The organism is Streptomyces sp. NPDC050703 (assembly GCF_040654435.1).
Lineage (GTDB): Bacteria > Actinomycetota > Actinomycetes > Streptomycetales > Streptomycetaceae > Streptomyces.
The window spans coordinates 1-25,102 of sequence record NZ_JBFAHX010000013.1; the positions used below are offsets into that span (position 1 = coordinate 1).

Sequence of the window (25,102 nt, forward strand, 5' to 3'; positions counted from 1 at the left end):
CCGTACGCCGTCGCCAACACGGCGGGCATGTCGGAGGCGGAGTTCCGCGCGAGCTTCCCGACGGCGTCCGCCGCGCGGGTGCCGCCCCTCCGTACTTCGGCAGAACGGCTACAGGGCCACTCCGAGCAGCGCGTCGACGGCCCGAGAGACGATCCCGGGGGCGCCCTCGTCCGTACCGCCCGACGCGGCCTGCGCGGCGGCCCAGCGGTCCACGGCGGCCAGCGCCGTCGGTGAGTCCAGGTCGTCGGCGAGGGCCTCGCGCAGCTCCTCGACGAGCGCCTCGGCGGGCGGCCCGTCGGGGCGCGAGACGGCGGCGCGCCACCGTCCGAGCCGTTCGACGGCCTCGTCGAGGACCGCGTCCGTCCACTCCCAGTCCGCGCGGTAGTGGTGCGAGAGCAGGGCGAGGCGGATGGCGGCCGGGTCGACCCCGGCGTACCGCAGCTTCGAGACGAAGACGAGGTTGCCCTTGGACTTGGACATCTTGGCGCCGTCCAGGCCGACCATGCCGGCGTGCACGTACGCCTTGGCGAAGGGGTACTCGCCGGTCAGGGCCTGCGCGTGCGAGGCGCCCATCTCGTGGTGCGGGAAGGCGAGGTCCGATCCGCCGCCCTGCACGTCGAAGCCCATGCCGAGGTGGTCAAGGGCGATGGCCACGCACTCGATGTGCCAGCCGGGGCGCCCGCGGCCCAGGCTGCCGCCGTCCCAGCTCGGCTCGCCCTCGCGGGCGGCCATCCAGAGCATCGGGTCGAGCGGGTTCTTCTTGCCGGGGCGCTCGGGGTCGCCGCCGCGCTCGGCGGAGAGCAGCTTCATGGCGGCGGCGTCGAGCCCGGACACCTCCCCGAAGTGGCTGTCGGACTCCACGGAGAAGTAGACGTCGCCCTGGAGTTCGTAGGCGGCGCCGATGTCCCTGAGCCGTTCGACGAGCGGCACGATGCCGGGTATCGCCTCGACGGCTCCGATGTAGTGCTGCGGCGGCAGCAGCCGCAGCGCGGTCATGTCCTCACGGAACAGGGCGGTCTCGCCCTCGGCGAGCTCGACCCAGTCCTTTCCGTCGCGGTTGGCGCGTTCCAGGAGCGGGTCGTCCACGTCGGTCACGTTCTGGACGTAGTGAACCTGCCGCTTGGTGTCGAGCCACACGCGCTGCACGAGGTCGAACGCGTTGTAGGTCGCCGCGTGACCCATGTGGGTCGCGTCGTACGGAGTGATGCCGCAGACGTAGATACGGGCGACGGGACCGGGGTCGAGGGTGACGAGTCCACCGGTCGCGGTGTCGTGGATCCGGAGGTCGCGGCCCTTGCCAGGAAGGACGGGGACCTCAGAAGCGGGCCAGGCATGCATGCCTTGAGCCTAACCGGACGGAGCATCCGTATACGAGTGGGGATCAAGGAATCGGGTACTCGGCCGAGAACCGCCCCGTCCGGCGGCCCGCGCGGCCCGGCACCGGCGGCCCCGGACCCGCGGCCCGGGGCTCGCGGCCCCGGACCCGTGACCTCGGGCTCGCGGCCCTCAGACCGGCGGCCACGGGATCGCGGGCCACTCCCCCGACGGCTCCGGATGGCGCCCGGATTCCAGCAGCGCCGCCACCCGCGCGCGCAGCGCCCCGGTCTCCGCGGCGGTGATGAGCGTGGAGAGCCGTTCGGCGAGGTCGGCGCCTTCCTTGAGCGCGTCCTTGAGGCCCCGCAGGACCTCGGTGGCCTCGTCGGTCAGGGGTTCGCCCGCCCACCCCCACAGGAGCGTCCGCAGCTTGTCGTCGGCGTTGAAGGTGACGCCGTGGTCGATGCCGTAGAGCCGGCCGCCGGCGGTCAGGAGGTGGCCGCCCTTGCGGTCACCGTTGTTGATCACGGCGTCGAGCACCGCGAGCCGCCGCAGCCTGGCGTCGTCGGCGTGCACGAGCAGCGCGGTGCGGTCCTCGTCCACCTGGGCGCGGCCGACCGCCTTCCAGCCGGCCTCCGGCTCGTCGCCGTCGACCAGGGCGAGCAGCCCCTCGTCCCCCGACGCCTCGATCCAGAGCTGGCACATGCCCTCTCCGTAGGGCCCGTCGCGCAGCACGGTGGGCGGTACGAGGTCCCAGCCGGTGGCCCGCGACACCTCGTACGCGGCGACCTCGCGCCGGGCGAGCGTGCCGTCGGGGAAGTCCCACAGGGGGCGCTCCCCTGCGACCGGCTTGTAGACGCAGGCGGCCTCCGCGCCCTCGTGGGCGACCGTGCAGTACAGCACCGCGTTCGAGGCCTCGCGGATCTGCCCGCGCACGGTGAGCTCCCCGTGGGTGAGGAGCGCGACGGGGTCGGCGGTCACGCGCCCCGCCGGTATCCGTTCTGACGCGGGCATACGTGTCCTTCCGGGTCGAGCGGGAGGCTGCAGAGCGGGCACGGCGGGCGGCCCGCGTTCACGACGTCGAGGGCCCGCTTGGCGAAGGCGCGGGCCTGGGCCCCGGTGAGCCGGACGCGGAGCATCGGAGGACCGTTCTCCTCGTCCTGCAGAAGCCTTTCCTCGGCTTCCGCGAGATCGTCCTCGGAGTCGGCGTCCAGCTCGACGAGCGCCTGCGCCTCGACGATCATCCGCTCCTGCTCGCCGTCCCAGGCGAGGGCCATGGTGCCGACCCGGAACTCCTCCTCGACCGGCGAGTCGAGCGGGGCGCTGTCGACGACCTCGGTGGGCGCGACGGCCGGCACGGGGGCGTTGCCTCCGCTGCGGCGCACGACCTCGTCGAGCAGCTCTTCCATGCGCTCGGCCAACGCGGCGACCTGGGTCTTCTCCAGGGCGACGCTGGTCACCCTGACGCCCGCCGATGCCTGCAGGAAGAACGTGCGCCGTCCCGGCAACCCGACCGTTCCCGCGACGAAACGCTCCGGGGGGTCGTAGAGGAACACCTGACGGGACACGACCTGTCTCCATGGGATCGACTGCGGGGTACGGGTGCCGCGACGGTTCCGGCGCGGCGGGCGGTGGGTCGGGGACCCGGCCGAGCGGGTCAGGTGACCCGCTGCAACCGCTTCACCCTACTGCGGGCGACGATCACGGTGCGCCCGCACCGCCCCCGACCGTCGCGTCGCTTCCCGGCGGCTCCTGCCGGGGGGCGAGCGAGGCGAAGTCACCGGTGTCCCCGAGGCGCACGAGGAACGGGCGCAACCGCGTGTACCGGATGACGGTGACGGAACAGGGCTCCACCGAGATGCGCTGGAACAGATCCAGGTGCAGCCCGATGGCGTCCGCGACGAGGGACTTGATGACGTCCCCGTGCGAGCACATCAGATACGTGGCGTCCTCGCCGTGGTCGCGCTCCACGCGCGCGTTCCACTCGCGCACCGCCTCGGCCGCCCTGGTCTGCATGGCCCGCATGGACTCGCCGCCCGGGAAGGCGGCGGCCGAGGGGTGCTGCTGGACGACCTCCATCAGGGGCTCGCCCGACAGCTCGGCGAGCTTGCGGCCCGACCAGTCGCCGTAGTGGCACTCCCCGATGCGCTCCTCGGTGTGCGCCCGCAGGCCGGGGCGGGCGGCGAGCAGCGGCGCGACGGTCTCCCGGCAGCGCTGCAGGGGGCTCGTGACGACCTCGGCGAGGGGCACGGGGGCGAGCCGGTCCGGCAGGGCGGCGGCCTGCGCGGCGCCGCGCTCGTCGAGGGCCACACCGGGGGTCCACCCGGCGAGCAGGCCCGCGGTGTTGGCGGTGGAGCGTCCGTGCCGGACGAGGATCAGCGTGGGCATACGGACAGCCTAGGTCCTGCGGTCAAACCCCCGTCCGCGGTGCACTCGCCGGCGTCCGGGGCGTGCTCACGCCGCTCCGGGGTGTGCTCACCCTCGTCCGGGCGTGAATCGGGGGGTGAGAGGTCCGGGGTGGCCGGGAAGGCTGCATTGCATGATCGTCGACTGTGCCATCTACCGCGAGGGCCGCCGCAGCGAGGGCCCCCCGGACTTCTCCGACGCCCTCGACGAGGCGCGCGCCACGGGTGACGCGTTCGTCTGGATCGGCCTGCACGAGCCGACGGAGGCGGAGTTCGACAAGGTGAGCGAGGAGTTCGGGCTGCATCCGCTGGCCGTGGAGGACGCGCTCAAGGCCCATCAGCGGCCGAAGCTGGAGGTGTACGACGACTCGCTGTTCATGGTCCTGAAGCCGGTCGTCTACGAGCCGGACAGCGACACCGTCTCCTCCGGCGAGGTCATGGTCTTCGTGGGCGACTCGTTCGTGGTGACCGTCCGCCACGGCGAGGGCGCTCCCCTCGGTGCCGTGCGCCACCGCCTGGAGGCCGAGCCCGAGGTGCTCAGGCACGGCCCGACCTCGGTCCTGTACTCCATCGCCGACGCCTCCGTCGACCACTACCTGGAGGTGGCCGACGAACTTCAGGCCGACCTGGAGGAGCTGGAGGCGGAGGTCTTCTCGCCGGACGACGGGGGCTCGCGCCACACCGCGTCGAGGATCTACGGCTTCAAGCGGCAGATCCTGGAGTTCCGCAGGGCCACCGGGCCGCTGGCGCTACCGGTGGCCCGGCTCTCCGGAGCGGGCCCCTTCGGCCCCTCGGTGCCGTTCGTGGACGAGACGGCGCAGCCCTTCTTCCGGGACGTCAACGACCACCTGACGCGCGTGAACGAGTCCGTGGAGGGGCTTGACCGGCTGGTCTCGGACATCCTGTCCGCCCATCTCGCGCAGATGAGCGTGCGGCAGAACGACGACATGCGCAAGATCTCGGCGTGGGCGGCCATGGCCGCGGTCCCCACGATGATCGCCGGCATCTACGGCATGAACTTCGACCACATGCCCGAGCTGCACTGGGTGTGGGCCTACCCGGCCGTGATCGCCCTGATGGTCGTCCTCGAAGTGGCCCTCTACCGCCTCTTCAAGCGCCGCGGCTGGCTGTGACCGTGCCGGGCGGCGCGGACGGCGTCAGGCGAACTCGGCCGCCGCCGCGGGGCCGCCCAGGGCGTCACGCCGCTCCGGCGGGGCCAGCGAGACCATCCGCCGCCAGCCGACGGCGCGCTCGTACGCGTACACGGCGTGGATTCCCGCGGCGAGCACCCTCCGCTTGGCGGCGGGCCAGCCCAGGACGCGCCCCATGTGGTCCAGCACGGCGAGGCTCACCCCGCGGTGGACGCGGATCTCGGCGAGCGCGCACGCGCGCAGGGTCCGGTGGATCGCGCGGCCGTGCCCGGCGGCGGCGAGCCGCAGCAGCTCCTCGTGGCAGTAGGCGAGGTGGTTGTCCTCGTCGGCCGAGATCACGCGGACCGCGCGGCCGACGTCGGGGTGGTCGCCGAAGTGCTCCATGAGCAGCCGCATCTGCTCGGACGCACGCTGTTCGGTGACCCTGCTGTGCGCGAGGTACGTGACGACGTCCTCCACCGCGAGCGGCTGCTCGGCCTTCAGCCTGTCGTGCGCGAGGCCGATGCCGTGCCGCTCCAGGATCATCGTGTAGTCCGTCTCCGGGGGTACGGCGACGGGGCCCAGGCCGCGCTTCCTCAGCAGCGCGCGGAAGATCCTGCCGTGCTTGTCCTCGTCGGCGCCGTGCCTGCTGATCTTGGGCGCGAGCGCGCTCTCGGCCTCGGGGACGAGCGCGGCGATCCGGCCGTTCTCCCAGCCGCCCTGGCTCTCGCCGCTGGCGGCGATCGAGCAGAAGAGCCGGAACGCGTCGTCGTCGGCGAGGATCTCCTCGAAGACACTCCTGGCCGAAAGCATCACTGGCACCTCCATGACCCCGGGCGTGGACGTCCGCGGAGAAAACAGTCAAATGCGCGGAACACGGTCGGGCAACAGGTCGTACGGGCCGGGTCGGCCGAACGGGGCGGCGGACGGGGCCGACGGCCGTAACCGCGGGCCCCGTCCGGCGTTGTTCCGGGTGACGGCCGTGGCGGGGAAGACCCCCCGAGCCCCCACCACGGCCGCGGAAACCTCTCTCCTCGCGATCACGCCATGCGATAACGCCACGCGGTTACGCCGTGCCATGACGCCGTGCGGTTACGCCAGTCCGGCCCGCTCCGCGGCCTCCGCGCCCGCCCGCAGCGCCGCGATCCGCTCGTCCAGGGTGAAGCCCGCGGGCGACAGCGTGAGCGTGGTGACGCCGGCGTCGGCGTAGGCCCGCATCCGGTCGGCGATGCGGTCCACCGAGCCGAGCAGCGTCGTGGAGTCGATGAGCTCCTGGGGCACGGCCGCCGCGGCACCGTCCTTGTCGCCCGCCAGGTACTTGTCCTGGATCTCGGCGGCCTCCTTCTCGTACCCCATGCGCCGCGCGAGCTGGTTGTAGAAGTTCTGCTTGCGGCTGCCCATGCCGCCGACGTACAGGGCGGTGTACGGCCGGAACGTGTCCGCGAGTTCACCGACCCGCGCGTCGTCGCCGAGGGCCAGCGGCAGCGTCGGGACGACGTCGAAGCCCTCCATCGTCTTGCCCGCCTTCTCGCGGCCGGCGCGCAGATGCCGCAGCGCGGTCTCCTCCAGGTGCTCGGCCGCCGGGAAGATCAGCAGGGCGCCGTCGGCGATCTCGCCGGTCTGCTCCAGGTTCTTCGGGCCGATCGCCGCGATGTACAGCGGGATGTGCTCGCGCTGGGGGTGCACGGTCAGCTTGATGGGCTTGCCGGGTCCTTCGGGCAACGGGAGCGTCCAGTGCTCACCCTCGTGGGTGAGACGCTCGCGGGACATGGCCTTGCGGACGATCTCGACGTACTCACGCGTGCGTGCCAGCGGCTTGTCGAACTTCACGCCGTACCAGCCCTCGGAGACCTGCGGCCCCGAGACGCCGAGGCCGAGGCGGAAGCGGCCCCCGGAGAGCGCGTCCAGGGTGGCCGCCGTCATCGCGGTCATCGCGGGCTGGCGGGCCGGGATCTGGAAGATGGCGGAGCCCACGTCGATGCGCTCGGTCTGCGCCGCCACCCAGGAGAGCACGGTCGCGGCGTCCGAGCCGTACGCCTCGGCGGCCCAGCAGACCGCGTAGCCGAGCCTGTCGGCCTCCCTGGCGACCGCGAGGTTGTCCGCGTCCATCCCGCCGCCCCAGTAACCGAGGTTGATGCCGAGCTGCATGGCCGATCCCCTAACCGCTGTACTCGTGAGTAACGTCTCTGTGCCGGGGACTGTAGCGCGCGGGCGCCCGATCCGTCAGGGGCGGCGGGGCGGTCGGGGGCCGGGAGGGGCTGGGCGAGGGGCCGGGCGGGGGAAGGGCCGCGTGGCAGGGGCGGGTGGCGGGGGCCGGGTGACGGGGTTCTCCACAGGCGCCGGTTTGTCCACAGGCCGGCCCACGGGCGGGGCCCGGTGAGTAATCTCCGTGCCCATGGAGCAGAGGCATCTCGGCCGGACCGGCCTGCGCGTGTCCCGGATCGGACTCGGCACCCTCACCTGGGGGCACACCGACGAGAGCGACGCCGCCGACCTTCTGAAGGTGTTCTGGGAGGCGGGCGGCACCCTGGTCGACACCGCGGACGTGTACGGCGACGGCGAGGCCGAGTATCTGCTCGGACGGCTGATCGAGCGGCTGGTGCCCCGGCGCGACCTGGTCATCGCCACCAAGGCGGGCAGCGTGCCGGACCCGGAGCGGCGCTTCGACGGCTCGCGGGGCCACCTGCTCGCCGCACTCGACGCCTCGCTCGCCCGCCTCGGCACCGATCACGTGGATCTCTGGCAGGTCCACGCCTTCGATCCGGGCACTCCGATCGAGGAGACCCTGCAGGCGCTGGACATCGCGGTCAGCAGCGGGCGCGCACGCTACGCGGGCGTCTCGAACTTCTGCGGCTGGCAGCTCGCCAAGGCCGCGACGTGGCAGCTCGCCGTGCCGGGCGCCCGCACCCGCATCGCGGGCACCCAGATGGAGTACTCCCTGTTGCAGCGCGGCGTGGAGCGCGAGGTGCTGCCCGCCGCCATCGACCTCGGCGTGGGCCTGCTGCCCGCGTCGCCGCTCGGCCGGGGCGTGCTCACCGGGAAGTACCGCCGCGCTACCCCGGCCGACTCACGTGGCGGCTCCGACCACATGGCGCCGTTCGTCGCGCCGTACCTGGACGACGCGGCGGCCCGCATCGTCGACGCGGTCGCCACGGCCGCCGACGGGCTCGCCACGAGCCCCCTCCAGGTTGCCCTGGCCTGGGTGCGGGACCGCCCCGGGGTCACGGCCCCGATCGTCGGCGCGCGTCACGCGCAGCAGCTCACGGCCGCGTTGTCAGTGGAGAGCCTTAGTCTTCCTGACGAGATCTGCCGGGCGCTCGACGACGTGTCGGCGCCCGTGCACCGCTATCCCGATCACGACTGGAGCACGCTGTGAGTACGGAACCCGCTGCCGCGGAGGACCCCGGGGCCGCTGCCGCGGAGCAGGCGGAGCCGCCCGGCACCGAGGAGACCGCCGGCGACGTGGCCGAGGGCGGTGAGGGGGCCGCCGACGACGACGCCGCCGAGACCGCCGGCGAGAGCGCGGACGACGGGACCACCGGGGAGAGCGCGGACGACGGGACCACCGGGGAGAGCGCGGCCGACGGGACCGCCGGGGACGCGGCAGCGAAGACCGAGCTGTCGGAGGCCGAGGCCGAGCTCGCGGCACAGCGGGAGCTGCGGGAGCGGATCGAGCAGCGCAAGGCCTCCAAGGAGGGGCCGATCGAGGCCGGGACGAAGCTGAGCGGCCCGGCGGCCGACCTGCTGGCGGCGGTGCGCGCCGTGGAGAGCGGCGAGAAGCCCCTGGCCCGCGCGTTCAGCGAGCCCGAGCCCGCCCCGCGCCGCCCTGCGCCGGCCCCCGCCGCGGAGCCGGTCCGCCCGCCGCGGCCGTCGGCGGCGCCCTCCGGCCGCAGCGTCGACGCGGTGCGTGCCGTGCTCACCGAGGGGGGCGCGCCGGACGCCCTCGCCGGCCCTGCCGCGGCCGTGCTCGGCGAGGACGCGGACGAGCGGCTGCGCGCCGACCCGTGGCAGCTGCTGCGGGTCACCGGCGTGCGGCCCGAGCAGGCCGACGGGTTCGCCAGGGCCCTGCTCGGCGCCGAGTGCCGGCCCGACGACGAGCGCAGGGGCCGTGCGATCACCGTCTGGCTCCTGGAGCAGGCGGCCGTCGCGGGACACACCGCGCTCGACGTGGCGGCGCTGACCGCCGCGCTCGGGCAGCGCGCGGTGCCCGATCCGGACGCGGCGGTGCAGAGCGCCCTCGCGGAGGGCGACGCCCTGGCCTTCCAGGACGCCCTCGACCCGGCCGAGGCACCGGTCCCGCGCCCGGACGCCGGGGCCACCGGGGACGACGCCGCGGACGCGGAGCAGGAGCGGCCGGTCCGCGTCCTGATCGGCCTGGAGCGGTGCGCCCTCGCGGAGGAGAGCCTCGCCGACGGGCTGGCCCGGGTGATCAACTCCCTGCCGAAGGAGGACGGCCCGGGGCCGGACGCGGCGGCGTGGGAGTCGGCCGCCGCCGAGGCGTCGGGCTCCACCGCCGAGCTGATCCGGGCCGTCGCCGGGCACGGCCTGGTGCTGCACTCCGGCGGCGAGGCCGCGCGCGCCGAACCGGCCGCCCTGGTCGAGGCCGCGTCGGCGCTCGGCCTGCGGGTGTGCGCCGCCGCCCACAGCAGCGACGGCAGACGCCGCCTGGCGCGCGCGACGGGCCTGGAGGACGCCGCCGTGACGGTGGCGGGTCTCCTCTCCGGGGAGCAGGGGCCGGGCCGGGACGCGGACGGCGCCCTCGCCCTGGATCTCCTGGTGGTGCTCGACGCCCCGCAACTGGACGTGGAGAGCGCCGCGATGCTCGTGGAGTCGCTGCCGGACGGTGCCCGCCTGGTGCTGGCCGGGGACCCCGGGGTGCTGTGGTCCGCTGGCCCCGGACGGGTCTTCGCGGACCTCGTCTCCGCGCGCTGCTGCCCGCAGATCGTCTCCCGCACCCCCGATCCCGGCCCCATCGGCGAGCTGACGTCGGGCATCGGCATCGGCGAGCTGAACGAGGTGGCGACCCCCGGCAAGGAGGTCGTGCTCGTCCCGGTGCGCGACGCCGCCGAGGCGATCCACCGCACCGTGCAGCTCGTCGCGGACTCGGTGCCCCGGGCGATCGGAGTGCCCGCCGAGCAGACCCAGGTCATCACGCCGGGCCACGGCGGCGCCGCGGGCACCCGCGCGCTCAACGCCGCGCTGAAGGAGCGGCTGAACCCCGGCCCCGGCCGCTTCGGCGGCTTCGACCCCGGGGACAGGGTCGTCCACGTCCCGGCCCCCGGGCGCGCGACGCCGGGCCGTGTCGTGCGCGCCGACGCGGAGGGGCTGCACCTGGAGTGTGACGGCGCCCCCGTCGTCGTGGCCAAGGAGCGGGTGGAGCGCGAGGTGCGGCACGCCTGGGCGCTCACGGCCCACCAGGCGGCCGGGCTGCGCTGGCCCGCGGCGGTCGTGGTGCTGCCCGGCGACGCGGGGCGGTCACTCACGCGGCCGTGGGTCTACACGGCGTTCAGCCGCGCGGAGCGGCACCTGTCGGTCGTCCAGGGCGTCGAGCGGGAGCTGCCGCGCGCGGTGGCGGAGCGCCTGTGGAAGGACCGCACGACCCGCCTCCAGACGCTGCTGCGCCCCCAGGTGCCGACAGCGACGCCCTGACCCGGGGCCCGGCGGTGCCCGCCCGCACCTCCGGGCACCCGGAAGCGCGCCGCTCCTCGCCGGGAGCGGCGCGCTTCATTGATCCGGCTGCGGCGGGCATCCGACCGCGGCGGGCGTGCTTCCGCCTCCGGCCACGCGCTGCCGGCGGCCGGGCCGCGGCACGCCCGTGCCCCGGCCGCGGCCGAGCCCCGGCCGGCCGTCAGAGTCCGGCCCTGCGGGTCCGGCGGCCGTCTCCGGGCCCCGCGGCACCGTCCGGGCCACCCGGACCGCCGGGGCCACCCGCCTCGTCACCCTCGTCGTGCGCGTCACCCTCGTCGTACGCGCCGCTCTCATCGTGCTCGTCGACCTCATCGATCTCGTCGATCTCGTCGATCTCGTCGATCGGCACCGCCACGTCCGGGTCGACGTCGGGGTCGACGTCCGGGTCGAGGTCGAGGTCCGGGTGGGGGCCGTCGAGCGCGTCGTCGTCCAGTTCGTCGTCGAAGACCGCGCTGACGTCGAAGCGGCAGATCACCCGGTGCGGGTCCGCCTGGTCGAAGGGGGCGCTCAGCCACTCCCCCGGCTCCGCGGCGCTGTCCGCCGCGGTCACCCAGAGCGTGGAGTCGCCCTCCTCAAGGCCGAACTCCTTGTGCCGCGAGGCGATCTCGTCCGGTTCGAACTCCCCGAAGAGGACGCCGAGCGCCCCGTGCACGGTGTCGGCGGGACCACCGCCCCCCGGCCCGCCCGCGTCGAGGTCGGAGACCCGCTGGGCCTGGGCGAGCAGCCGCTGGGGTTCCGCCACGGCGTAGTCGCGGCGGATCAGGACGCTGAGGGCGTTCGCCTCCTCCGGGCCCCGGTAGGGCGGCAGCGCGTCCTCCGCGGCGGGGATCTCGAAGGGGGTGACCTCGTCATGGCGGTCGTAGAGGAGTTCGTCGTACTCCTCGGCCGCCGCGGCGAGTTCGTTGAACGCCTCGTACACGGCCGGATCGTCCTCGCCCGACCTGCGTTCGACCGCGGCCAGGTGGCGGTCGAGCGCGGTCTTGACCGCCTCGGCGGCGGCACGTACCTCGGCAGCGGATGGCTGCGCAGCATCAGACATAGTGCAGACGCTATCCGTACCGGGCCCGTGCCCGCACAATAGATGCGATGCCGGAATACGAATTTGTCGACGTGTATGTGCCGCGCGGGGTCACCCGCAAGGAAGCCACACGCCTGCTGACGGACCACGCGGAGTACGGGCTGTGGGAGTTGGACCGCCTGAGTCTGCACCGCGACGGCAGCCGCAGGGTGCGGCTGAAGCGACGGATCATCCGCCAGCTGCGGGCGACCTGGTGACCCCGTGCCCCCGTGCCCCCATGCCCTCGTACGGCACGGGCTGAGCCGGGACCAGCGGTACGGAACAACGGAAAATCGCCGGAGAGAACGGCCGGAGAACGGCGGAAACGGAGCGGACCCGCGGCTGCGGGACCCGCTCCGTTCCGCCGTGCCCGGCCGCACTCGCTCCGTCACGAGCCCGCGGGCCCGGCCGGGCCACGGCTCAGGCGGCCACCCGCGACCTGCGGTACAGGACGGTGCCCGCGAGCAGCGCGCCCGCGCTCACCGGCAGCGTGAGGCCGAGCGGCAGCGAGCTGCCGGTCTCCGCGAGCTCCTTGGCGCGGCCGGGGTTCGTCACACGGGCGCCGTCGCCGGACTCCGTGAGCTGTGAGCCGCCCTTGGGCGGGGTGACGACCTGCGTGCCCGGGTGGTTCGGAGGGGTCTGGTCGACCGGGTTCTCGGGCTCACCGGGGTTGCCGGGATTACCGGGCTCTTCCGGCTCACCGGGATTGCCGGGTTCTTCCGGCTCACCGGGGTTGCCGGGTTCTTCCGGCTCACCGGGCTCACCCGGCTGCTCGGGCTCACCCGGCTGCTCGGGCTCGGTCGGCGGGTGCTCGTTGCCGGGCGGCTTCGAGGGCCCGTCGGACTCGTTGGCGCAGTCGTTGCCGCTCGCGGGGTTGGCGAGCCCGCCGATGGTGACGGTGTTGCCGCAGACGTTGACCGGCGCGTCCACGGGGAGCTGCACGTGGTTGCCGGAGCCGACGCCGGGCGAGCCGCCGGTGTGACCGTGCGCGTCGGAGCCGCCGGAGGGCTTGTGCGCGTCCTTGCCCCCGTGGTTGACGCAGGCGTTGCCCGCGGCGGGGTTGAGCGCCCCGACGACATTCACGGTGTTGCCGCAGACGTTGACCGGGGCGTCAACGGGAATCTGCACGGAATTGCCCGACAGAACTCCGGGCGAATTCGAACTGCTCCCGCCGGCGCCCGCGTCGGCGTGTGCGTAACCCCCGGTCGCGGCGAGCACGCCGGTCGCCGCGGCCACAATGGTCAGGCCTTTGCGTGTGACCTGTCGCATAGCTGTTCCCTGCCTTTTGCCTTCTGGAGAACGTACGGGCGTGTTCGTCCGTACGCGTAAGCCCATCGGCCCCGGAGCGCATGGCACGCGCTCCGGGGCCGATGGACTCAGACCCTCAAGGGGCGATGGGGTGCGACAACATCACTTGTTGACGCAGACGTTGCCGAAGGCGGGGTTCAGCACTCCGATCACGGAGACCGTGTTGCCGCAGGCGTTCACCGGCACGTGAACGGGAACCTGAACGACATTGCCCGAGAGCACACCCGGGGACTGCACAGCGGCGCCCTGGGCACCGGAGTCGGCGGTGGCGATGCCCGCACCCGCGAGCACGAGGCCACCAGTGGCAGCCGCAGCGGCGACGATCTTCTTGATCATTATTCCTCCTCGTAGGCAAACGCAGTCCAAGCCGCGGACTGCATCACCTGTAACGAGGAGGATGGTGCGGGGCTACGAGCAGATGACCTCTTTCACTCTTTTCAGTCAAGTACGTACGGGCACGCGATTATTGGAGAGTCGTTTAAGCGCCTAATCACGCCGTCGCGGACCCATTCGCGGCCGAAAAGCGTCAGGAGGCGTCGATGAACCGGTCGAGCACCCGGACCCCGAACTTCAGGCCGTCCACCGGAACCCGCTCGTCGACGCCGTGGAACATGCCCGCGAAGTCCAGCTCCGGCGGCAGCTTCAGCGGCGCGAACCCGAAGCCGCGGATGCCGAGGTCGTCGAAGGACTTGGCGTCCGTACCCGCGGAGAGCATGTACGGCACGGCGCGCGCGATCGGGTCCTCCGCCCGCAGGGCGGTCTGCATGGCGTCGACGAGCGCGCCGTCGAACGTGGTCTCCAGGGCCTTGTCGGCGTGCACGTCCTCGCGGCGCACGTTCGGGCCGAGGAGCCGGTCCAGGTCGGCGAGGAACTCCTCCTCGTACCCCGGCAGGTAGCGGCCGTCGACGTGCGCGGTGGCCTGCCCGGGGATCACGTTCACCTTGTACCCGGCGCCGAGCTGGGTCGGGTTGGCGGTGTTCTGCAGCGAGGCGCCGATGAGCTTGGCGATGCCGCCGAGCCTGGCGAGCGTCTCGTCCATGTTCTCCGGGTCGAGCTCGGTGCCGAGGGCGTCGCCGAGCTCGTCGAGGAAGTGCCGCAGGGTCTTGGTGACCCGCACCGGGAACTTGTGCCGCCCGAGGCGTCCGACGGCCTCGGACAGCTCGGTGATCGCGTTGTCCTTGTGGATCATCGAACCGTGGCCCGCGGTGCCGTCCACGGTCAGCTTCATCCAGTGCATGCCCTTCTGGGCCGTCTCGACGAGGTAGAGCCGCAGGTTCTCGTTGACGGTGAAGGAGAAGCCGCCGACCTCGCTGATCGCCTCCGTGCACCCCTCGAAGAGGCCGGGGTGGTTGTCGACGAGGTGCCGGGCGCCGTACGTGCCGCCCGCCTCCTCGTCCGCGAGGAAGGCGAGGACGATGTCGCGCGGGGGCTTGCGGCCGCTGCGCATCCGGTCGCGGACGACCGCGAGGGTCATCGCGTCCATGTCCTTCATGTCGACGGCGCCCCGGCCCCACACGCAGCCGTCCGCGATCTCCCCGGAGAAGGGGTGGTGCGTCCAGTCCGCGGCGTTGGCCGGCACGACGTCGGTGTGGCCGTGGATGAGCAGCGCGGGCCGCGACGGGTCCTCGCCCTCGATGCGCGCCACCGTGGAGGCCCTGCCGGGGTGGGACTCGAAGATCTGCGGTTCGAGACCGACCTCGGCGAGCTTCTCCGCGACGTACTCCGCGGCCTTGCGCTCACCCGGGCCCGAGTGGTCGCCGTAGTTGCTCGTATCGATCTGGATCAGTTCGCGACAGAGGTCGACGACCTCGTCCTCACCGGTGACGGCCTTGCCCGTGCTGGACCCGCTCACGCTGGGCTCCTCCCGCATTCGCTGCTGGTGGTCCCCCTCATCCTCTCTCTCCCGGGCTCCGGGCCCAAGGCCGGGCGGGTGTCGTCATCAGCGGTTCACAGCGGCGGCGGGGGTGATCGGCCACCCTCGGAAGCCTGGTAATATTCTCTGTGTCGCCGCGGGAGACACCCCGCGAAGACAGACACCTTGTCCGGGTGGCGGAATGGCAGACGCGCTAGCTTGAGGTGCTAGTGCCCTTTATCGGGCGTGGGGGTTCAAGTCCCCCCTCGGACACCAGCTGAGACCCCTGTTCATCAGGGGTTTTCTGCTTTTCTGGGGTGCGGCGTGACCAACCAGTGGTGTCGGACCAGTTAATGAGGGACCACTTCATACCCAGGGCCTCACTGCGCCGCACTCCGGTGGCGGCGTAGACCGTCCACAGCGGAGCGTCCCGAAGGCAGTGATGCGACAGGCCGCCGTCACAGGCCCGATATGCCCGCATCCTGGGTGAGACTCTGCCCGAGAGCCAGTCGGTCTATGTGGAGCGAACAGCGGAACAGACCCTTCCAGTAGCGGCGTGTCTCGCGGCCTCCGAGTGCTCCGAGACCATCACGGACCGGGGGAAAGACCGGCCGACCGGCCACCGTTTTCACGCTCCGTGATGACACTCCCGTTCACGCAGAGCAGCTGGTTTCGACTCCACAGCCGATGCCGGCCGCTCCAGAGAGTGAGAGAAGCCGTGCCACGGATGTGCAGATGGACGCCTACCGACCGGCCGCCAAGGGGGCTCCGAAGCCCGCGCCCGAACCGAAGCGCCCGGAACCGCTCGACGCCAACCCCTTTCTGGCACTGCTCCAACCAACCAACACAACAGCCCCGGCCCGTTTCTGGCCGGGGCTGTTGTGTTGCTTCGCCCCCCTACTCCGCTCGTTCGACCAGGGCGACCGATGTGCACAGGCGTCGGAACCGGGCATGCCCCGCTCGACCGGTATCCACATCCGGCTGCTGAGTGATCCGGTGCTTCGTATACCGCAGGATCGAACGGGGCATCGTGGTGTGCTCCCCTGATCAGGTGTGGACAGCGGTCGGGCAGGCAAGGTCCGGTGCGGCGCGGTTCGGGGAGCACGTCACCAGAGCTACGGACAGAATTGCGGGTCTCTCCAGGTAGAAGCCGTGGGACACGTCTCCACCCCAACCCAGCCGTTCGGCAGCGGAGTAGACCAGCAGCGCCAGCCGCGTACTGTCGCGGTCCGACTCGCAGGAGAACCGGGGCGCGTACTCGGCCAGTCGTTGCCCGAGCCATTCCGCCGCTTCCTTCGGCTCCTCCCAGGTGCCGCGCACGAGCTTCGCGGGCTTGATCAGCCAGTGGGCCGTTTCCAGCGGCGGCAGGTCCACGGTCGGAAACTCCGCCTTCACTTCCCTGTACCGCTGGATCAGATCCGGCTTGTCGGCCGGTGGTGGATCAGGGTGCGGAGGCCGTCTCAGCGCCTCGTCATCGAACCGTTGCTTGGAGCCGGTCCACAGGTAGCCGTGGTGGTGCAACTGTCGTCCCGTTCAGAGCAGGAAGAGGAGGAACGCCCAACCGGCCCTGCCTCTCGGGGGTGCGCCAGGGCCGGTTGGGCGTCAGGGATGGCCGTCAGGCGGACAGGCCGAAGCGGGCCGGGTCGATACCGGCCGCGTTCAGTTCCTCGGTGGTGAAGCGCAACGGCTCCGCACCGGGCCGCTTGCTGTCGCCCAACGCCCACGCGTTGGGGCCGATCTTCGCCAGCGTGGCGCAGGACTCGCCGTCGGGGTGGGTGTTGCCCCCGCACGCCTTGAGGAACGTGGCGCCGTCGATGGGCAGGCTGTACAGGTCGGTTCCGGGCATGGGTGTGCCTTCCTGTGAGATCAGTGCTGGGGGCAGACTCAGAGCTGGTACTGATCCGACTTCGACACGAACACGACACCCGGGCCAAGAGCCGTTGCGCTCTCCCGGAAGATCTCGTGCAGTATCGACCGGGAGTTGTCGCGCATCGCGTTGGTCAGGTTGTCGGCCAGTAAGGCCGCCTCTGACGGGAGCAGAATCATTTCCGTGTCTGCCATATACCGACCGTTCTTCGTCAGCCACATAGGGACGCGAATGTTCCCATCATCATCCTGGTATGCCGGACGACTTGGGATTGGGTCCATCCGCCAACCCTGCGGAGCCTTCTGTCTCTGGTTCTTCGGTTCGGTCGGCATGAGTACATCCTCGGACCGTCAGCACCGATCCTCCAGCAATATTCGCGTTGCGGGGTAGACGATCATGAACGGTAGGAGGTGGCCCAATTTCCGAGTAGCTCTCTGGCATCTTCATCGAACAGCGCATGACGCTCGTACAAGCCGAACACTTCGAGGTGTTCTGCGATGTCCCGAGCGTCCTGGAAAACTATGCGCCCCGTGAACGTCTCGACAGTCGCCAGGCGTTGGTCGTAAACCGTGAAGGTATTCATCGGGCCACGCCCGATGGCCGATCCCAACGGGATCACGCCAATCCGCACGTTAGGGAGATGAGATAGCGAGACAAGGCGGTCAATCTGTACGGCCATCGCGGCGCTGGGGACCACTGCCCACCTGACGGCCTGCTCCGTTAACAGGAAAGTGAACCGCTTCCTGTTGTCATAGAGGACCGCTTGCCGGTCCAGCTTCTTCGCGACTGTCTTGGAGACGTCCACTGGTGAGTGGCCCAGGCTCGCCCTGATGTACTCAGGTGTGGCCAGGAGCCCTGTCACCATCGCGGGCAAGAAGTACCGGAGCGTCACGGCTTCCGCTTCGAGGCCCGCCAATTCCGACTGCCGCTTTTCCAGCCCCCGACGCCACGATGCCCGCTTACCCTGCCACTCCGTATTGGCGAGCCGCGCAAGGGTGGCCACTTCTGCCACCATCTCCGGAGGTGCGTCGAGCGCTCTAAGAATCAACTCAACGTCGACAAGTCCCGGTGTAATTCGACCGGTCTCGATGTTGCTGAGCTTGGTTTGAGACATGTTGCAGCGCTGGGCGAGCCAAACCTGTGTACGGCTGGATCGCCTGCGCATCGTGCGGAGCGTTTCCGCTAGGTCAGCCTTCGACTGTCCTAGCTGCCCAGGATCAAACGTCAAGGCCCTTCACGTACTCCTCGAAAGGCACTGCGTGTTCTAGAGCGATTCGCTTCCACTCCCGATAGGGAGCGGGGTCCCCCTCGTACGCCTCGCGATTGATCTGGGTACCGTCCGGTCGGAAATTCAGGTGTGCGATGCGGATTTCGTCGAACATCCACCAGTCACGCCCGGAGAGCGGCAAACCGTAGTCCTCTTGCGTCACATCCAAGACGCGGATGTCTTCCCCGGCCGCGATGTTGCCGGGGATTCCCCACGCGAATTGGTACCGCTGGTAATCGGTGAGCGGCTGGCGCACGATGCGCACGCGACCGATGCGCTTGCCGGACTCGACGTATCCACGTACCCGTTCATGCCAGCGAGCATTATGGTCGTCGGGCTTGCTCCCATCCCGCAGGAAGCGGGCGACGTTCTCCTGCTCCTTGGGCATGGTGTAGGTGGGCTGCGCCTCGAAACGCCACGCTTCGCGCTCGAAGGCGTCGAAGAACCTACGCCACTCCTCACCATCCAAGAGCACGGACAGCCTCCCTCAGAACGTGCTCCGGGATCTCCACCAGGGCCTCACCTGCGGGTGCGGTGAACGCGTCAGATACATCCCCCTGGATAACGAATGAACCGTTCTTGGTCCGGTAGACGTTGGGGCAATCGTCGTCGTCGCACTCGGGTCCTCCGGCCTGGCCAGTGAGACGGGTCAGTTCCTCGCGTGCCATCGTGCCCTCCTTCGCCGCAGGGGCGGGGCGGTCCCTGGCGCCAAGAGGACGGTAGGTCGGATGCGTCTGCCTGGTCCATGGCACATCGCGGATATTCGCGTTGTCGGGTAGACGATCATGGGAGAAGGAGTGAAGGTACCCGCTCCGCCCGGGATGGTCACGTGACCAACGCATGACCAACAGCGGTCCGAAACAGCCCGAAACAGGGGGAACGCATGACCAACGGAACTGGTCAAGACTGCGGCGTGTCGGGTACGTTTTCGCAGGTCAGCTTAGTAATGTGCTGGTGCCCGAGTGGAGAGTTCAAGTCCCCCCTCGGACACCAGCCGAAGGCCCCAGTTCCCAGAACTGGGGCCTTCGCCGTTTCCGCCCGCTCCTCAGTCCCTGCCGTCCGCCGCGACCAGTGCCTTCAGCGCGACGTTCAGTTCGAGTACGTTCACGCGCGGCTCGCCGATGAAGCCGAGTGTCCGGCCCTCGGTGTGTGCGTCGACCAGCTGCTCGACCCGGGCGACGGGCACGTGGTTGCGTGCCGCCACCCGCCTGGCCTGGAGGTCCGCGTACGCCGGGGAGATGTGCGGGTCGAGGCCCGAGCCGGAGGAGGTGACCGCGTCGGCGGGGATCTCCGCGGGGCTCGGCTCGTGGCCCGGGGTGGAGTTGTCCTTGATCACGGCCGCCTTGGCCGCCCTCACCTGCTCGATCAGTTCCTCGCTGTCGCCCGCCAGGTTCGTGGCGCCGGAGACGAGGAGTTCGTACCGGGTGTTCACGCTGTTCGCGCCCAGGCCGTTCGAGGGGCGCGGCTGGAACCATCGGAGGTCGGGTGCCGCCGTCTCCTGCCCCTTGCGCGGCGGCAGGTCGTAGCGCTGCCCGATGAGGGCGGAGCCGACGGTCCGGCCGTCCGCCCGTACCTCCGAGCCGTTGGCCTCGTCGCTCAGGAAGACCTGGGCGACGCCGGTGACCGCGAGGGGGTAGAGGACGCCGCACAGGAGGGTGAGGGCGAGCAGGGCGCGGGCGCCCGCCCCGAGCAGCCGTGCGGTGTTCGCTGCGGAGTTGTTCATGGTGACTCAGCACGCTTTCTGGTCGGCGGGGCCGGGTCAGCCCAGGCCGGGGACGAAGGAGACGAGCAGGTCGATGACCTTGATGCCGGCGAAGGGGGCGACGAGGCCACCGAGGCCGTAGACGGCGAGGTTGCGGCGGAGCAGCCGGTCGGCGCTCATCGGGCGGTAGCGCACGCCCTTCAGGGCGAGCGGTACGAGGGCGACGATGATCAGGGCGTTGAAGATCACCGCCGAGAGGATCGCGGACTCCGGCGATGCCAGGCCCATGATGTTGAGCTTGTCCAGGCCGGGGTACGCCACCGCGAACATGGCCGGGATGATCGCGAAGTACTTGGCGACGTCGTTGGCGATGGAGAAGGTCGTCAGGGCCCCGCGGGTGATCAGGAGCTGCTTGCCGATCTCGACGATCTCGATGAGCTTGGTGGGGTCGGAGTCCAGGTCGACCATGTTCCCGGCCTCCTTGGCGGCCGAGGTGCCGGTGTTCATGGCCACGCCGACGTCCGCCTGGGCGAGGGCGGGGGCGTCGTTGGTGCCGTCGCCCGTCATCGCGACGAGCTTGCCGCCGGCCTGCTCGCGCTTGATCAGCGCCATCTTGTCCTCGGGCGTGGCCTCGGCGAGGAAGTCGTCGACGCCCGCCTCCTCGGCGATGGCCTTGGCGGTCAGCGGGTTGTCACCGGTGATCATGACGGTCCTGATGCCCATGCGGCGCAGTTCGTCGAAGCGTTCGCGCATGCCGTCCTTGACGACGTCCTTGAGGTGGATCGCGCCGAGTATCCGGGCGCCCCGGCCGTCCTCCACCGCGACGAGCAGCGGGGTGCCGCCCGCCCGGGAGATCCGTTCGCCGATGGCCCGCGCGTCGTCGGGGACCGCTCCCCCGCGCCTCTCGACCCAGGCGAGCACCGAGGCGGCGGCGCCCTTGCGGACGGCGCGGCCCTCGACGTCCACGCCGGACATGCGGGTCTGCGCCGTGAACGGCACCCGGACGGCGCCGGTCAGCTCGCCCGGACGGCGTTCGCGCAGCCCGTACCTCTCCTTGGCGAGGACGACGACGGAGCGGCCCTCGGGTGTCTCGTCGGCCAGCGAGGAGAGCTGGGCCGCGTCGGCGAGTTCGGCCTCGGTGGCACCGCGTACGGGGAGGAACTCGGTGGCCCTGCGGTTGCCGAGCGTGATGGTGCCGGTCTTGTCGAGCAGCAGCGTGGACACGTCGCCGGCGGCCTCGACGGCCCGGCCCGACGTGGCGAGGACGTTGCGCTGCACGAGGCGGTCCATGCCCGCGATGCCGATGGCGGAGAGCAGCGCGCCGATGGTGGTGGGGATCAGGCAGACGAGCAGCGCCGTCAGGACGATCAGCGAGGTCTGGTCGCCGGCGCCCGCGTAGCCGGCGAAGGGCTTGAGGGTGACGACGGCAAGCAGGAAGACGATGGTGAGGGACGCGAGGAGGATGTTGAGCGCGATCTCGTTGGGGGTCTTCTGCCGGGCCGCTCCCTCGACCAGGTTGATCATGCGGTCGATGAACGTCTCGCCGGGCTTCGTGGTGATCTCGATGACGACGCGGTCGGAGAGCACCCTCGTACCGCCCGTGACGGCGGACCTGTCGCCGCCCGACTCGCGGATGACCGGGGCGGACTCACCGGTGATCGCCGACTCGTCGACGGACGCCACTCCCTCGACGACGTCCCCGCCGCCGGGGATGACGTCGCCCGCCTCGCAGACGACCCGGTCGCCGACGCGGAGGTCGGTGCCGGGCACCGTCTCCTCCCCGCCGTCGGTCAGGCGGCGTGCGACGGTGTCGGTCTTGGCCCTGCGCAGGGTGTCGGCCTGGGCCTTGCCGCGGCCTTCGGCGACGGCCTCGGCGAGGTTGGCGAAGAGCGTGGTCAGCCAGAGCCAGGCGGTGATCGCCCAGCCGAAGCCGTCGGAGGGGTCCAGGGCCGCGAGCACGGTGGTGGCCACCGAGCCGGTCAGGACCACGAACATGACCGGGGACTTGACCATGACGCGCGGGTGCAGCTTGCGGAAGGCGTCGGGCAGCGACGTGAGCAGCTGGGCCGGGTCGAAGAGGCCGGCACCGACCTTGCCGGCCCCGGCGCCCCCCTTGCTGGTCCCGGTCCCTCCCGTACCGGTCCCGCCCGTCGCGGTCCCTCCCGTGCCGGTCCCGTCCGGCCCGGCGGTCGGGTGCCCGGCCGGGACCTCGTGGTGCGGGGTGGCCTCGGCCGCCCGGTGCTTCGTGGTGTCGGTGCTCATGACGCGAGTCCCTCGGCGAGCGGTCCCAGCGCGAGCGCGGGGAAGTAGGTGAGACCGGTGATGATCATGATGGTGCCGACCAGCAGACCGGTGAAGAGCGGTTTCTCGGTGCGCAGGGTGCCCGCCGTCTCCGGTACGGGGCGCTGCTCGGCCAGCGATCCGGCGAGCGCGAGGACGAAGACCATCGGCAGGAAGCGGCCGAGGAGCATGGCGAGGCCGATCGTGGTGTTGAACCAGTTCGTGTCGGCGCTCAGGCCGCCGAAGGCCGAGCCGTTGTTGTTGGCGCCGGACGTGAAGGCGTACAGGATCTCGGAGAAGCCGTGGGCGCCGGAGTTGAGCATCGACTCCCGCGGCGTGGGCAGCGCGGTCGACAGGGCGGTGAGGCCCAGGACGAGGGCCGGGGTGACGAGGAGGTAGCAGGCCGCGAGCTTGATCTCGCGGGTGCCGATCTTCTTGCCCAGGTACTCCGGTGTGCGGCCGACCATCAGGCCCGCGACGAACACCGCGATGACCGCCATGACGAGCATGCCGTACAGGCCCGATCCGGTGCCGCCGGGGGCGATCTCGCCGAGCTGCATGCCCAGCATCTCCAGGCCGCCGCCGAAGCCGGTGTAGGAGGAGTGGAAGGAGTTCACCGCGCCGGTCGAGGTGAGCGTGGTGGCCACCGCGAAGATCGCTGAACCGGCGACGCCGAAGCGGGTCTCCTTGCCCTCCATGGCCCCGCCCGCCAGGTCGAACGCCGGGCCCCCGTGGTGGAACTCGGTCCACATCATCAGTGCGGTGAAGCCCACCCAGATGGTGACCATCGTGGCCAGGATCGCGCGGCCCTGCCGGAGCGATCCGGTCAGCCGGCCGAAGGTGCGGGGCAGGGCGAAGGGGATGAGGAGGATCAGGAAGACCTCGAAGAGGTTGGAGAGGGGGGTCGGGTTCTCGAAGGGGTGGGCGGAGTTGGCGTTGAAGTAGCCGCCGCCGTTCGTGCCGAGGAGTTTGATGACCTCCTGGGAGCCGACCGCGCCGCCGTTCCACTGCTGGGAGCCGCCGCCGAAGCGGCCGACCTCGTGGATGCCGGAGAAGTTCTGCAGGGCTCCGCAGGCGACCAGGACGAGGGCGCCGAGCACGGATATCGGCAGCAGGACGCGGACGACGCCGCGCACCAGGTCGGCCCAGAAGTTGCCGAGCCCGCCGGTGCGGGACCGCGCGAAGCCGCGGACGAGCGCCACGGCGACCGCCATGCCCACCGCCGCCGAGACGAAGTTCTGCACCGCGAGGCCGCCCGTCTGGACGACGTGGCCCATGGCCTGTTCGCCGGAGTAGGACTGCCAGTTGGTGTTGGCCACGAACGAGATGGCGGTGTTGAAGGCCTGATCGGGGTCGATGGAGCGGAAGCCGAGCGAGCCGGGCAGCGTGCCCTGGAGGCGCTGGAGGAGGTAGAGGAAGAGGACGCCGGTCACGGAGAAGGCGAGGACGCCGCGCAGGTACGCGGGCCAGCGCATCTCCGTGTCCGGGTCGGCGCCGATGGCCTTGTAGATCCACTTCTCGGCGCGGAGGTGTCTCTCCGAGCCGTAGACGCGGGCCATGTGGTCACCGAGCGGGCGGTGCGCGAGGGCGAGTGCCGCCATGAGGGTGAGCAGTTGGAGCACCCCGGCGAGGACTGGGCTCATGCCGGCTTCAGAACCTCTCCGGGAAGAGGAGGGCGAGGGCGAGATAGCCAAGGAGGGCGAAGGCCACGACGAGACCGACGATGTTCTCGGTGGTCACAGCTTCGTCACCCCCTTGGCGACGAGTGCCACCAGCGCGAAGACCGCGAGTGTGGTGACGACGAAGGCCACGTCGGCCATCGTGAGCTCCCGGAAGAAGTAGTGGACGGATGGATCGCTTGGTCTGACGGTTGCAGGAAACCGCTGATCAAGCCAGATCCGGCCACCGTTGACGCCCTCCATACGACGCCGGCGGGCCTCTTGACGGGTCTCTTACGAAGGGCTCGCCCCCGGCTGCCCCGTCAGTTCGGCGAGGCGCGCGAGGGCGTCGCGCGCCGCCTCCCTCTCGCGGTCCGTGAGCACGAGCGCGGCGGCCCTGGCCAGCAGTGTCTCGGCGAGCCGGGTCTCGCCGAGCCGCTGGGCGACGTCGCCGCGCAGGACGAGCAGGCGCAGTTCCTGCTCGGGGGTGGGCCGCTCGTCCGTCCGGTCGAGCGCCTTGTCGATGATCTTCGCGGCGCCCGGCAGGTCCTCCTTGGAGTCGGCGAAGAGGTCGGCCAGGTGCAGGGCCCGCGCGAACGTCTCCTTCGGGACGGGGCGCATGGAGGGGTCGTCGCTGATGGGCTGTCCCACGCGGACGGTGTTGCCTGCGGGGTCGGTCATGAGGAACTGCCGCACTCCGTACGACATGTCCTTGAGCGGTCCGATGCGGGGCAGCCCGCGCGTCGGGATTCTGCCGTACGCCGCTTTGAGCCCGGCGCGGAAGGCGGTGTGCAGGGCCTCGACGTCGTCGGTGAGGACGTAGCAGCCGGAGTGGGACTCCGCGGGTTCGTACTGCTTCATGCCGTAGAACTGCAGCTCTATCGCGCCGCGTACGACCACGGCGTAGGCGTAGGGGCTCTTCTGGAGGTACGTCGTCTCGAAGCCGATGGCGGTGTAGAAGTCCACCACCGGCTGGACCGTCCGGCACGGGAGGAGCGGGATCGTTTTCTCGGGCATGCGCCGCACTCTAGTCAAAATTGAGTAGCGGCGCAGGCCCTTCGGTTCACGTCGACAGCGCGTGACCCGTCGTGACGTCCACGTGGTCGGGCACCTCCTCGTGGCGGTCGCCGACCGTCGGCGTACCGGTCGGCTCGAAGAGCAGGATGCGGGCGCCGTCCGGGGCGTACGGCTTGTGCCCGGTGCCGCGCGGGACCGTGAAGACCGAGCCCCGCGACAGCGTGACCCTGCGCTCCCCGGCCGGTTCGCGCAGGTCGATGTGGAGCTCGCCGTCGAGCACGAGGAAGAACTCGTCGGTGTGGTCGTGGACGTGCCAGACGTGGTCGCCACGCACCTTGGCCACGCGTACGTCGTAGTCGTTGACGGAGGTGACGATGCGGGGGCTCCACAGGGCGTCGAAGGAGGCCAGGGCCTCGCCGAGGTCGATCGGCCGCGGTGCGGGCGCGGTGGCAGGGGGCCGCTCGACGGCCGCCGGGCCCGGGACGAAGTTCCGCTCGGTGGCGGGGGGTTCCGTGGTCATGGACCGATCCTCGGCCGTGACGGGCGCCCCCACGAGT

Annotated in this window: 26 protein-coding genes, 1 tRNA gene and 1 pseudogene; 5 read left to right on the forward strand and 23 right to left on the reverse strand. The window is 71.2% G+C overall.

What is annotated here, in order from left to right; genetic code table 11:
- Positions 1 to 108: 108 nt before the first annotated feature.
- The 4 genes from mshC to AB0I16_RS14595 all read right to left on the reverse strand — a co-directional run bounded on the left by mshC (position 109) and on the right by AB0I16_RS14595 (position 3,702).
- Positions 109 to 1,338, reverse strand: coding sequence for a cysteine--1-D-myo-inosityl 2-amino-2-deoxy-alpha-D-glucopyranoside ligase (gene mshC / locus AB0I16_RS14580; protein ID WP_363249720.1), 1,230 nt, complete (start codon positions 1,336 to 1,338; stop codon positions 109 to 111).
- A 168-nt stretch (positions 1,339 to 1,506) separates the two neighbouring features.
- Positions 1,507 to 2,328 carry an SCO1664 family protein gene (locus tag AB0I16_RS14585; RefSeq protein WP_363249721.1) on the reverse strand — a complete coding sequence of 274 codons (822 nt, stop codon included), beginning with the start codon at positions 2,326 to 2,328 and terminating at the stop codon, positions 1,507 to 1,509.
- Positions 2,292 to 2,882 (reverse strand): DUF3090 domain-containing protein, encoded by a 591-nt coding sequence (locus AB0I16_RS14590; RefSeq protein WP_363249722.1) that lies wholly within the window; start codon positions 2,880 to 2,882, stop codon positions 2,292 to 2,294. The genes AB0I16_RS14585 and AB0I16_RS14590 overlap by 37 nt, the downstream gene beginning before the upstream one ends.
- Before the next feature lie 133 nt (positions 2,883 to 3,015).
- Entirely contained in the window at positions 3,016 to 3,702 is a 687-nt protein-coding gene (locus AB0I16_RS14595; RefSeq protein WP_363249723.1) for a histidine phosphatase family protein, read from the reverse strand.
- A 151-nt stretch (positions 3,703 to 3,853) separates the two neighbouring features.
- On the opposite strand from AB0I16_RS14595, the gene corA reads away from it, so the two are divergent.
- Positions 3,854 to 4,852: a magnesium/cobalt transporter CorA gene (gene corA, locus AB0I16_RS14600; RefSeq protein ID WP_363249724.1), complete on the forward strand. Its 999-nt coding sequence runs from the start codon at positions 3,854 to 3,856 to the stop codon at positions 4,850 to 4,852.
- Positions 4,853 to 4,876: 24 nt separating this feature from the next.
- On the opposite strand, the gene AB0I16_RS14605 is transcribed toward corA, so the two are convergent.
- Positions 4,877 to 5,662 carry a ferritin-like domain-containing protein gene (locus AB0I16_RS14605; RefSeq protein WP_363249725.1) on the reverse strand — a complete coding sequence of 262 codons (786 nt, stop codon included), beginning with the start codon at positions 5,660 to 5,662 and terminating at the stop codon, positions 4,877 to 4,879.
- A gap of 279 nt (positions 5,663 to 5,941) precedes the next feature.
- Complete coding sequence (locus AB0I16_RS14610; protein WP_363249726.1) at positions 5,942 to 6,997, reverse strand: LLM class F420-dependent oxidoreductase; 1,056 nt, start codon at positions 6,995 to 6,997, stop codon at positions 5,942 to 5,944.
- A gap of 247 nt (positions 6,998 to 7,244) precedes the next feature.
- Between AB0I16_RS14610 and AB0I16_RS14615 the strand changes: the two genes are divergently transcribed.
- Together AB0I16_RS14615 and AB0I16_RS14620 are read left to right on the forward strand one after the other, a co-directional pair.
- On the forward strand, positions 7,245 to 8,225 hold the full coding sequence (locus AB0I16_RS14615) for an aldo/keto reductase (RefSeq protein ID WP_363249727.1): 981 nt from the start codon (positions 7,245 to 7,247) through the stop codon (positions 8,223 to 8,225).
- Positions 8,222 to 10,498, forward strand: coding sequence for an AAA family ATPase (locus AB0I16_RS14620; protein WP_363249728.1), 2,277 nt, complete (start codon positions 8,222 to 8,224; stop codon positions 10,496 to 10,498). The genes AB0I16_RS14615 and AB0I16_RS14620 overlap by 4 nt, the downstream gene beginning before the upstream one ends.
- A 460-nt stretch (positions 10,499 to 10,958) precedes the next feature.
- On the opposite strand, the pseudogene AB0I16_RS14625 reads toward AB0I16_RS14620, so the two are convergent.
- Positions 10,959 to 11,576 (reverse strand): annotated as a pseudogene (locus AB0I16_RS14625) (hypothetical protein); the annotation flags it as partial.
- 47 nt (positions 11,577 to 11,623) lie between these two features.
- On the opposite strand from AB0I16_RS14625, the gene AB0I16_RS14630 reads away from it, so the two are divergent.
- Positions 11,624 to 11,812, forward strand: coding sequence for a DUF5703 family protein (locus AB0I16_RS14630; protein WP_062772273.1), 189 nt, complete (start codon positions 11,624 to 11,626; stop codon positions 11,810 to 11,812).
- A gap of 202 nt (positions 11,813 to 12,014) precedes the next feature.
- On the opposite strand, the gene AB0I16_RS14635 is transcribed toward AB0I16_RS14630, so the two are convergent.
- The 3 genes from AB0I16_RS14635 to AB0I16_RS14645 form a co-directional block, all read right to left on the reverse strand.
- Positions 12,015 to 12,863, reverse strand: a complete 849-nt coding sequence (locus AB0I16_RS14635) for a chaplin (RefSeq protein WP_363249729.1) — start codon at positions 12,861 to 12,863, stop codon at positions 12,015 to 12,017.
- Between the two features lie 141 nt (positions 12,864 to 13,004).
- Complete coding sequence (chpH, locus tag AB0I16_RS14640) at positions 13,005 to 13,238, reverse strand: chaplin ChpH (protein ID WP_363249730.1); 234 nt, start codon at positions 13,236 to 13,238, stop codon at positions 13,005 to 13,007.
- 190 nt (positions 13,239 to 13,428) lie between these two features.
- Positions 13,429 to 14,772: a M20/M25/M40 family metallo-hydrolase gene (locus tag AB0I16_RS14645; protein WP_363249731.1), complete on the reverse strand. Its 1,344-nt coding sequence runs from the start codon at positions 14,770 to 14,772 to the stop codon at positions 13,429 to 13,431.
- Between the two features lie 170 nt (positions 14,773 to 14,942).
- Between AB0I16_RS14645 and AB0I16_RS14650 the strand changes: the two genes are divergently transcribed.
- Positions 14,943 to 15,030 (forward strand) — tRNA-Leu (locus AB0I16_RS14650).
- 771 nt (positions 15,031 to 15,801) lie between these two features.
- On the opposite strand, the gene AB0I16_RS14655 is transcribed toward AB0I16_RS14650, so the two are convergent.
- The 13 genes from AB0I16_RS14655 to AB0I16_RS14715 all read right to left on the reverse strand — a co-directional run bounded on the left by AB0I16_RS14655 (position 15,802) and on the right by AB0I16_RS14715 (position 25,065).
- Positions 15,802 to 16,275, reverse strand: coding sequence for a hypothetical protein (locus AB0I16_RS14655; protein WP_363249732.1), 474 nt, complete (start codon positions 16,273 to 16,275; stop codon positions 15,802 to 15,804).
- A 94-nt stretch (positions 16,276 to 16,369) separates the two neighbouring features.
- Positions 16,370 to 16,600, reverse strand: coding sequence for a DUF397 domain-containing protein (locus AB0I16_RS14660; protein WP_249589528.1), 231 nt, complete (start codon positions 16,598 to 16,600; stop codon positions 16,370 to 16,372).
- Between the two features lie 38 nt (positions 16,601 to 16,638).
- On the reverse strand, positions 16,639 to 16,953 hold the full coding sequence (locus AB0I16_RS14665; protein ID WP_363249733.1) for a hypothetical protein: 315 nt from the start codon (positions 16,951 to 16,953) through the stop codon (positions 16,639 to 16,641).
- Positions 16,954 to 17,015: 62 nt separating this feature from the next.
- Complete coding sequence (locus AB0I16_RS14670; RefSeq protein ID WP_363249734.1) at positions 17,016 to 17,849, reverse strand: helix-turn-helix transcriptional regulator; 834 nt, start codon at positions 17,847 to 17,849, stop codon at positions 17,016 to 17,018.
- A complete protein-coding gene (locus AB0I16_RS14675; RefSeq protein WP_363249735.1) occupies positions 17,839 to 18,363 on the reverse strand; it encodes a DUF6879 family protein in 525 nt (174 codons plus the stop codon). Before AB0I16_RS14675 ends, AB0I16_RS14670 begins: the two co-directional genes overlap by 11 nt.
- Positions 18,347 to 18,556: a hypothetical protein gene (locus tag AB0I16_RS14680; protein ID WP_363249736.1), complete on the reverse strand. Its 210-nt coding sequence runs from the start codon at positions 18,554 to 18,556 to the stop codon at positions 18,347 to 18,349. Before AB0I16_RS14680 ends, AB0I16_RS14675 begins: the two co-directional genes overlap by 17 nt.
- A gap of 377 nt (positions 18,557 to 18,933) precedes the next feature.
- The gene (locus AB0I16_RS14685) at positions 18,934 to 19,611 is read right to left on the reverse strand and encodes a potassium-transporting ATPase subunit C (RefSeq protein WP_363249737.1); all 678 of its coding nucleotides are present in this window, start codon (positions 19,609 to 19,611) and stop codon (positions 18,934 to 18,936) included.
- A gap of 36 nt (positions 19,612 to 19,647) precedes the next feature.
- Positions 19,648 to 21,852 (reverse strand): potassium-transporting ATPase subunit KdpB, encoded by a 2,205-nt coding sequence (gene kdpB, locus AB0I16_RS14690; RefSeq protein WP_363249738.1) that lies wholly within the window; start codon positions 21,850 to 21,852, stop codon positions 19,648 to 19,650.
- On the reverse strand, positions 21,849 to 23,513 hold the full coding sequence (kdpA, locus tag AB0I16_RS14695) for a potassium-transporting ATPase subunit KdpA (protein WP_363249739.1): 1,665 nt from the start codon (positions 23,511 to 23,513) through the stop codon (positions 21,849 to 21,851). Before kdpA ends, kdpB begins: the two co-directional genes overlap by 4 nt.
- Before the next feature lie 7 nt (positions 23,514 to 23,520).
- Entirely contained in the window at positions 23,521 to 23,610 is a 90-nt protein-coding gene (kdpF, locus tag AB0I16_RS14700) for a K(+)-transporting ATPase subunit F (RefSeq protein WP_363249740.1), read from the reverse strand.
- The gene (locus AB0I16_RS14705) at positions 23,607 to 23,792 is read right to left on the reverse strand and encodes a hypothetical protein (protein ID WP_363249741.1); all 186 of its coding nucleotides are present in this window, start codon (positions 23,790 to 23,792) and stop codon (positions 23,607 to 23,609) included. Before AB0I16_RS14705 ends, kdpF begins: the two co-directional genes overlap by 4 nt.
- A 30-nt stretch (positions 23,793 to 23,822) precedes the next feature.
- Complete coding sequence (locus AB0I16_RS14710) at positions 23,823 to 24,545, reverse strand: VOC family protein (protein ID WP_363249742.1); 723 nt, start codon at positions 24,543 to 24,545, stop codon at positions 23,823 to 23,825.
- 46 nt (positions 24,546 to 24,591) lie between these two features.
- The gene (locus AB0I16_RS14715; protein WP_363249743.1) at positions 24,592 to 25,065 is read right to left on the reverse strand and encodes a cupin domain-containing protein; all 474 of its coding nucleotides are present in this window, start codon (positions 25,063 to 25,065) and stop codon (positions 24,592 to 24,594) included.
- Positions 25,066 to 25,102: the final 37 nt, after the last annotated feature.